Here is a 7,700-nt window from a genome sequence, read left to right on the forward strand (position 1 = left end):
AAATGGCGGATCGCCAGCGGCACATCGATGTCGCGGCTTTCACGGATCGGCTTGCCGTTGTCGATTGTCTCAAGCACCGCGAACAGACGCTGGTGGCGCTGCATGGCGCGGCCAATGGCATAGAGCACTTTCGCCCTGACATAGCCTGAACTGGCGCTCCATTTCGGCAGCGCCTTGGTGGCCGCCGCAACCGCCGCACCGATATCGGCGGCACTGGCGTCCGAGACCTTGGCCAGCAGCTTGCCGGAGGAGGGCTCGCTGGTCTCGAAGGTCTTGCCGCCGGCAGCGGCTTTCCAGTCGCCGCCGATGAACAGCGCCTTGCCGAAATCGCGCGCGGCAAGCCAGGCGTCGGCCTCGTTGCGGGCCTCCGGTGCCGGGCCGTATTCCATGGCGTGGTAGCGGTCGAGAATGTTCATCAGGTGCCTCCTTCACCCTCCCGCCTGGGAGGGTCGCTCGGCAAAGCCGATCGGGGTGGTGCTCAAGCCATCGCGTGGCGATGATTAGCCGAATAGTGTCCCGTCAGATGGTGCTCGAGCTGGCGCTCGATGTCGGTCAAGAGGCTCGAAGCGCCGAAGCGGAACAGCTCGGGCTCCAGCCATGGCCGGCCGAGCTCTTCCTTCATCAGCACCAGCCAGTCGAGCGAGGCCTTGGCCGTGGAAATGCCGCCGGCCGGCTTGAAGCCGATGAGATAGCCGGTTTCCTCGAAATAGGCCCTGATGGCACGCACCATGGCGAGGCCGACGGGCAGCGTCGCGTTGACGCTTTCCTTGCCGGTCGAGGTCTTGATGAAATCGGCGCCCGCCATCATCGCCACCATCGAGGCCAGCATGACATTGCGCAGCGTGGCGAGGTCGCCGGTGCCGAGGATGACCTTCAGATGCGCATCACCGCAGGCGGCGCGCATCGAGACGATCTCATTGTAAAGCTCCCGCCACTTGGCGCCGAACACCAGGCCGCGCGGGATGACGACGTCGATCTCGTCGGCGCCGTCACGGACCGAGGCCTCGATCTCCTGCAAACGGGTCGACAGCGGCGCCAGGCCATGCGGAAAGGCGGTGGAGACGGCGGCGACATGGATGCCGGTGCCGCGCACGGCATCGACGGCGGTGGCGACGAAAGGATGGTAGACGCAGACGGCGGCCGGGCGGATGGTTTCACCTGATATGCCGAGACCCTCGACAATGTCGCGGCGGAACGGATTGATCGCCTTGGCGCAGAGCCGGCGCACGCGCTCCTCGGTGTCGTTGGAATTCAGCGTCGTCAAATCCATGCAGGCGACGGCGCGCAGCAGCCAGGCCGCCTGGTTGTCGGCCTTGATCGAGCGCCGCTTGGTCAGGCTGGTGACGCGTCGTTCCAGTGCCGAACGATTGACGCTGCGCACCGATTCCATGAAGCCGAGGTCGAGCTTCATGCCTGGATTGCGCGCAATACGATGATCGTGCGGGACGGCTGTGTTGGCGGCGGCACGCGCCGGCAGCGGCGTCACCTTGGACGAGCCGACATCGGCTTCGCGGATTGTGCTGCTCATCTCCTGCCCTTTCATTCAGCGACGTGTGCCGAAGATAGCCCGTGAAGTCGTACTTCACGAGTCCTGCGGGCGGTCATAACCGAAAAAGGCGGCGAAAGCAGCAATTTTTGACCGTGTGGTCAAAAACGAAGCTTCGAGATGTTAAGTGAAGTGCGGCTCAGCCGACGAAGGCGCGCTCGACCACGAAGGTCGCTGGATGGCTCAGCGAGCCTTCCTCGAAGCCGAGGCTTTCGGCCAGTTCCTTGACATCCTTCAGCATATGCATCGAGCCGCAGATCATGATCCGGTCGGTTTCCGGGTCGAGCTTGTCGATGCCGAGATCGCTGTAGAACTTGCCGGAGCCGATCAGCGCGGTGATGCGGCCCATGCGTGCCGATTCCTCGCGGGTCGTCGAATTGTAGAGCGTGACGCGCCCAGTGGTCAGTTCACCGATCAGCGGGTCGCTTTCAAGTGCTGCGACCAGCTCCTGGCCATAGGTCAGCTCGGCATTGTCGCGGCAGGTATGGGTCAGGATCAGCTGATCGAATTTTTCATAGGTGTCGGGGTCGCGCAGCAGGCTGGCGAAGGGCGCGATGCCGGTGCCGGTCGAGATCATGAACAGCCGCTTGGCCGGCGTCAGCGCGTCGACCACCAGCGTGCCGGTCGACTTCTGGCGCATGATGACGGTGTCGCCGACCTGGATCTTCTGCAGCTCCGAAGTCAGCGGGCCGTCCGGCACCTTGATTGAGAAGAATTCCAGCTCTTCGTCCCAGGCCGGGCTCGCCACCGAATAGGCGCGGTACACCGGCTTCTCGGCGTTGGGCAGGCCGATCATGACGAACTCGCCGGAGCGGAAGCGAAGCGACTGCGGACGCGTGATGCGGAACGAGAACAGCCGGTCGGTGTAGTGCTTCACCGAGACGACGGTTTCGGCATAGACGTTGGCCGGTATAGGGAACTGCAGCGGTCGGGCGCCGACGGTGTTGAGAGCGGATGTGGTGTTCATCAAATCCAACCTTCTGGCCCAGCTCACGGACGCGGGCGCCAAACCTTCACCTACGCGCCCGGACCATTCAGGTCCCGGCGTGCTGTTCGCACACTCCAAAGCGGCAAGCTCTTGTGTCCGGAATTTATTAGTATACAAACGATATTTGCGTCAAGATGCTACCTTAAAACAGCTTTCCAAACTGACGCATATCCGTAGTTCGCGCATTTCGGGTTTCGACGATGGAAGAGAATATTTCGGCGCAAGCGCGCGATTCCCGGGGAAATGTCGTTGCCGGTATCGATGTCGGCGGCACCTTCACCGACCTGCTTCTGATCGACGGCCGCGACGGTGGCAGGGTGTACCTGGCCAAGACGCCGACCACGGTCGACAACCAGGCGTTCGGTGTCGTTTCGGCGCTCGGCGCCACCGGATTTCCGATCGACGACATCGACCTTATCGTGCATGGCACGACGACCACCACCAATGCGGTGCTCGAACGCCGGCTGGCGAAAACCGGCATGATCACCACGCGCGGTTTTCGCGACGTGATCGAGCTCGGCCGGCGCACGCGGCCGCAGGCCTATGGCATGACCGGCAGCTTCGTGCCGATCATCCCGCGCAATCTCAGGCTCGAAGTGTCGGAGCGCGTCGAGGCGTCGGGGGCGATCCGCACGCCGCTCGACGAGGCCGAAATGCGCGACGCGGTGAAGACGCTGATCGCGGCCGGCTGCGAATCCCTCGTCATCCATTTCCTGCATTCCTACGCCAACCCGGCACACGAGCGGCGCGCGGCCGAAATCGCCGCCGAACTCTGGCCGAACGGCTACATCACGGCAGGCCACGCGCTGCTGTCGGAAGCGCGCGAATTCGAGCGCGGTGTCACCGCTTCGGTCAACGCCTCGGTACAGCCGATCCTCGAGCGCTATGTCGAGCGGCTGCGCAAGGAACTGGCTGCAAAAGGCTATGCCCGCGACTTCCTGATCATGAACGGCAATGGCGGCATGATCTCGGCCCGCTTCGTCACACGTGAATCGGCCAAGACTGTCATGTCCGGCCCGGCCTCGGGCGTCATCGCCGCCGCCTACACCGGAAAACGCGCCGGCTTCGAGAACCTCGTCACCTACGACATGGGCGGCACCTCGACCGACGTGGCGCTGATCCGCAATGCCGAGCCGGCTGTCTCCAACGAGATCGAGATCGAATATGCCATGCCTATCCATGTGCCGATGGTGGCGGTACACACGGTCGGCGCCGGCGGCGGCTCGATCGCCCGCGTCGACGCGGCCGGCCTGATCCAGATCGGCCCGGAAAGTGCCGGCGCCAACCCCGGCCCGATCTGCTACGGGCGCGGCGGCATCGAGCCGACCATCACCGACGCCAACCTGGTGCTCGGCCGGCTGGCGCCGAAGAAGCTGCTGGCGGTCGAAAATCCGGTCACATCAGAGCGCGTCACCGGCATCTTCGAGGAGAAGATAGGCAAGCCGACCGGCCTGTCCGGCGTCGAGGCGGCCGGGGCCGTGCTGCGGCTCGGCAACATGAAGATGGCCGGCGCGATCCGCATGGTTTCGGTGTCGCGCGGCCATGATCCCAGAGATTTCGCACTGTTCGCCTTCGGCGGCGCCGGCCCGTTGCATGCGACAGCCCTGGCGCGCGAACTCGGCCTGCCCAAGGTGCTGGTGCCGGCCCGGCCCGGCATCACCAACGCGCTCGGCTGCGTCGTTGCCGACCTGCGCCACGACTTCGTCAATACCGTCAACCAGCCGGTCGCGATGCTCGATGAAACCCAGCTCCACGATATGTTGGAACGGCACCGAAACGAAGGTGAGGAGCTGATCGGCAAGGAAGCGGTGAAGCCGGAGACGGTCCGGGTCACCCACTCCGCCGACATGCAGTTCGTCGGTCAGACCCACATCATCAACGTGCCCCTGCCGTCGTCGGTGACGCGGCAGGAATTGCAGGCGCTGTTCGAGAAGGCCTACTTTGCCCGCTTCAAGGTCGAATTGCCGGAAATCCGTGCCAACCTCGTCAATCTCAACACCTCGGTGACCGGCGTCCGCCCGTCGATAGACCTGTCGCGGCTGATCGACCCAGCTGGGCGCGCAACAACGCTAGACGAGGCGCGGCGCGAGATCCGGCCGGTCTGGTACAGCGGCCGCTGGCACGACACGCCGGTGTATGCGCGCGAAAAACTGCCGCTCGATGCTATCATCGAAGGGCCGGCGATCCTCGAACAGATGGATGCCACCACCGTGCTCGAACCCGGCGACCGCGCACGCTGCGACGCCGACGGCAACATCATCATCGACATTGGCGAGGCCTGAGATGCCAAATCTTGATAGGGCAAAGCTCGACGCCATCACCCTTTCGGTCCTCCAGGCGGCCCTGCAGCAGGTCTGCGACGAGATGGACCTGACCTTTTCGCGTGCCGCGTTCTCGCCTGTCATCGCCGAGGCCAACGACCGCTCCGACGGCATCTATTCGGCGCTCGACGGTTCGCTGATCGCGCAAGGCAGCCAGGGTCTGCCGGTGTTCGTCGGCGTCATGCAATATTCGACCAGGACGGTGATCGAGATGATCGCCGATGGCCGCTGCCTGGCCCCAGAGCCGGGCGACATCTATATCGTCAACGATCCCTATCTCGGCGGCACGCATCTGATGGATGTGCGCTTCGCCATGCCGGTCTACCGGGACGGCAAAATCTTCTGCTGGCTGTCCAACACCGGCCATTGGCCCGACATTGGCGGTTCGGTGCCGGGCGGGTTTTCAGCCTCCGCGACCGCGGTCGAGCAGGAAGGCCTGCGGCTGCCGCCCGTAAAACTGTTCAAGAAGGGCCTGCTCGATCCGGAAATCTACGCCATCATCTGCTCCAACATCCGTGTCGCAGACCAGCGCATCGGCGACATCAGGGCCCAGGCTGCCGCACTCCTGATCGGCCAGGACCGGCTCAACGGAATCCTGGATCGTTACGGTGACGAAACTGTTGTCGAGGCGATCGCCGAACTGCGCCGCCGCGCCGCCGAGCAGATGCGCGCCAACATCGCGTCCATCCCAGACGGCACCTACCATTCCAAGGCCTTTGTCGATTCCGACGGGGTGGTCAACGAGCCGCTGACCATCGCGCTCGCCGTCGAGAAACAGGGCGATACACTGACCTTCGATTTCGCCGGTTCGTCCAAGCCTTGCGCCGGGCCTATGAACAGCGTGCTGGCGACCACCCTGTCTTCGGTCTATCTCGCCATGCGTCATATTTTCCCGGATGTGCCGATCAGCGCCGGCGCCTTCGAACCTCTGATCGTCAAGCGGCCGGAAGGCACGTTCCTCGACGCGAAATATCCGCGCCCCGTCTCGGGTTGCGCCGCAGAAGTGTCGCAGCGCATCGCCGAAGCGGTGTTCGCGGCCATGGTGCAGGCGTTGCCGGACAAGGTGACGGCAGCGCCCGCCGGCTCCAGCGGCAATTTCGCGCTTGGCGGCAACGACCCGGCGCGCGGCCGCGACTACGTCATGTACCAGATCTCCGGCGGCGGCTATGGCGGCAATTCAGGCCATGACGGCCTGACCAATGGCTGCTCGACCATCGGCATTTCCAAATCGCCGCCGGTCGAGATCATGGAGCAGGCCTTCCCGGTGCTCTACCGTCATTATGCCCTGCGCGAAGGCTCAGGCGGCGCCGGCAAGCATCGCGGCGGTTTCGGGCTTGCCTATGAGGTCGAAATCCTGCGCGGCGACGCCCGCGCCTCCTTCGTCATGGACCACGGCCGGTTCGGCCCGCAGGGTGCACTCGGCGGCAAGGACGGCGCGGTCAACACGGTGACCGTGTTCCGCAATGGCGAGGAACATGTACCGCCGCACCTGTCCAAGGAGCAGGACATCGCGCTGAAGGCCGGCGATCGGGTCAGGGTCGGCACGCCGGGTGGTGGCGGCTATGGCGATCCACTGCAGCGCGATGCCGATCTTGTGCTGCGCGACGTAGCGTTGGGTTACTATACGGTCGAGGAAGCCCGCGAAAAATTTGGTGTTGTCCTCTCGGCAGGCGAACTCGCCATCGACCAGACGGCGACGAACAAGCAGCGCGCCGGCTAACGCACCACCAATCGTGAGGGCTTGGTCCGCTCGCCGCGCCGTGATCGGCGCATGACATGTCGTTTCCGTCTCCGCCGCACGCCTGGAAGACCGTAGACTTCCCGCTTTCAACGGGGAACTCGAACATGCGTCTTTTCGGTCGTTTCGTGCTTGCCGCTTCCGTCGCTCTCACCCTCGCCACCGGTGCTGCGTCCGCCCAGGACAAAAAACTCAGGATCGGCACCGAGGGCGCCTATCCGCCCTTCAATTACGCCAGCGCCGATGGCACGCTGGGTGGCTTCGACATCGAACTCGGCAAGGCGCTGTGCGCCGAGATGAAGGCCGAGTGCGAGTTCAGCGTGCAGGATTTCGATGGTTCCATACCGGCGCTGCAGGCCGGCAAATTCGACGCCATCATCAACATCACCATCACGCCCGAGCGGGCCGAGAAGGTCGAGTTCACCCACAAATACTACCAGACGCCGCCGGCCATCGCCGTGCCCAAGGATTCGACCATATCAGGCACCTCACCGGACGATCTGAAAGGCAAGGCGCTCGGCGTGCAGACCGCGACCATCCACCAGAAATTCGCCGAGCAGAAATACGCAGGCTCGACCGTCAAGGCCTATCCGACCGGCGACGACGCCCGCACCGACATGGCCAATGGCCGGCTCGATGCGATGATGGACGGCTCGATCATCCTGACCGAATGGCTGAAGAAGCCCGACGGCGCCTGCTGCAAGCTGCTCGGCACGCTGACGGCCGATCCGGCCATTCACGGCCCCGGCGTCGGCATTGCGCTGCAGAAGGGCAACAAGGAGCTGGCCGACAAGCTCAATGCGGCCATCGACGCGCTGCGCGCCAACGGAAAATACAAGGAAATCAACGACAAGTACTTTTCCTTCGACGTCTACGGCAGCTGAGGCCGGCAATAACCACCTTCGGCAGCGCCGTCTGGCGCTGCCGTTTTTCTTGAATGATGGAGACTTCCTTGGCTGAGCGGCGCTCCCCTTTCTACAGCAGCATCGTCGGACTGGGCGCGACCATGGGTCGTGTCGGCGGCGATTTCATCTCGGCCAAAACTTATTCCGGCATTGCCGACGAGCACCTGAACACCCGCAAAAATGTCGGCGTGCAGGATCTCAG

6 protein-coding genes and 1 pseudogene are annotated in these 7,700 nt (G+C 63.9%); 4 read left to right on the forward strand and 3 right to left on the reverse strand.

The window, feature by feature from the left end; translation table 11 throughout:
• The 3 genes from EN943_RS32285 to EN943_RS32295 all read right to left on the reverse strand — a co-directional run.
• A partial coding sequence (locus EN943_RS32285; RefSeq protein WP_127416046.1) for an aldehyde dehydrogenase family protein occupies positions 1-416 on the reverse strand: 416 nt, incomplete at its 3' end.
• 62 nt (positions 417-478) lie between these two features.
• Positions 479-1,528, reverse strand: coding sequence for a deoxyribose-phosphate aldolase (gene deoC, locus EN943_RS32290; protein WP_127416047.1), 1,050 nt, complete (start codon positions 1,526-1,528; stop codon positions 479-481).
• A 157-nt stretch (positions 1,529-1,685) separates the two neighbouring features.
• Positions 1,686-2,513: a ferredoxin--NADP reductase gene (locus EN943_RS32295; RefSeq protein ID WP_127416048.1), complete on the reverse strand. Its 828-nt coding sequence runs from the start codon at positions 2,511-2,513 to the stop codon at positions 1,686-1,688.
• Between the two features lie 221 nt (positions 2,514-2,734).
• On the opposite strand from EN943_RS32295, the gene EN943_RS32300 reads away from it, so the two are divergent.
• From EN943_RS32300 to EN943_RS39005, 4 genes and pseudogenes are all read left to right on the forward strand, one after another.
• Positions 2,735-4,816, forward strand: a complete 2,082-nt coding sequence (locus tag EN943_RS32300) for a hydantoinase/oxoprolinase family protein (protein WP_127416049.1) — start codon at positions 2,735-2,737, stop codon at positions 4,814-4,816.
• Between the two features lies 1 nt (position 4,817).
• Entirely contained in the window at positions 4,818-6,575 is a 1,758-nt protein-coding gene (locus EN943_RS32305; protein WP_127416050.1) for a hydantoinase B/oxoprolinase family protein, read from the forward strand.
• A 125-nt stretch (positions 6,576-6,700) separates the two neighbouring features.
• A complete protein-coding gene (locus EN943_RS32310; RefSeq protein WP_127416051.1) occupies positions 6,701-7,477 on the forward strand; it encodes an ABC transporter substrate-binding protein in 777 nt (258 codons plus the stop codon).
• A 53-nt stretch (positions 7,478-7,530) separates the two neighbouring features.
• Positions 7,531-7,700 (forward strand): annotated as a pseudogene (locus EN943_RS39005) (aminomethyl transferase family protein); the annotation flags it as partial.

The sequence above is a fragment of the Mesorhizobium sp. M7A.F.Ca.US.006.01.1.1 genome, assembly GCF_003997935.1.
In the GTDB taxonomy this organism is placed as follows: Bacteria; Pseudomonadota; Alphaproteobacteria; order Rhizobiales; family Rhizobiaceae; genus Mesorhizobium.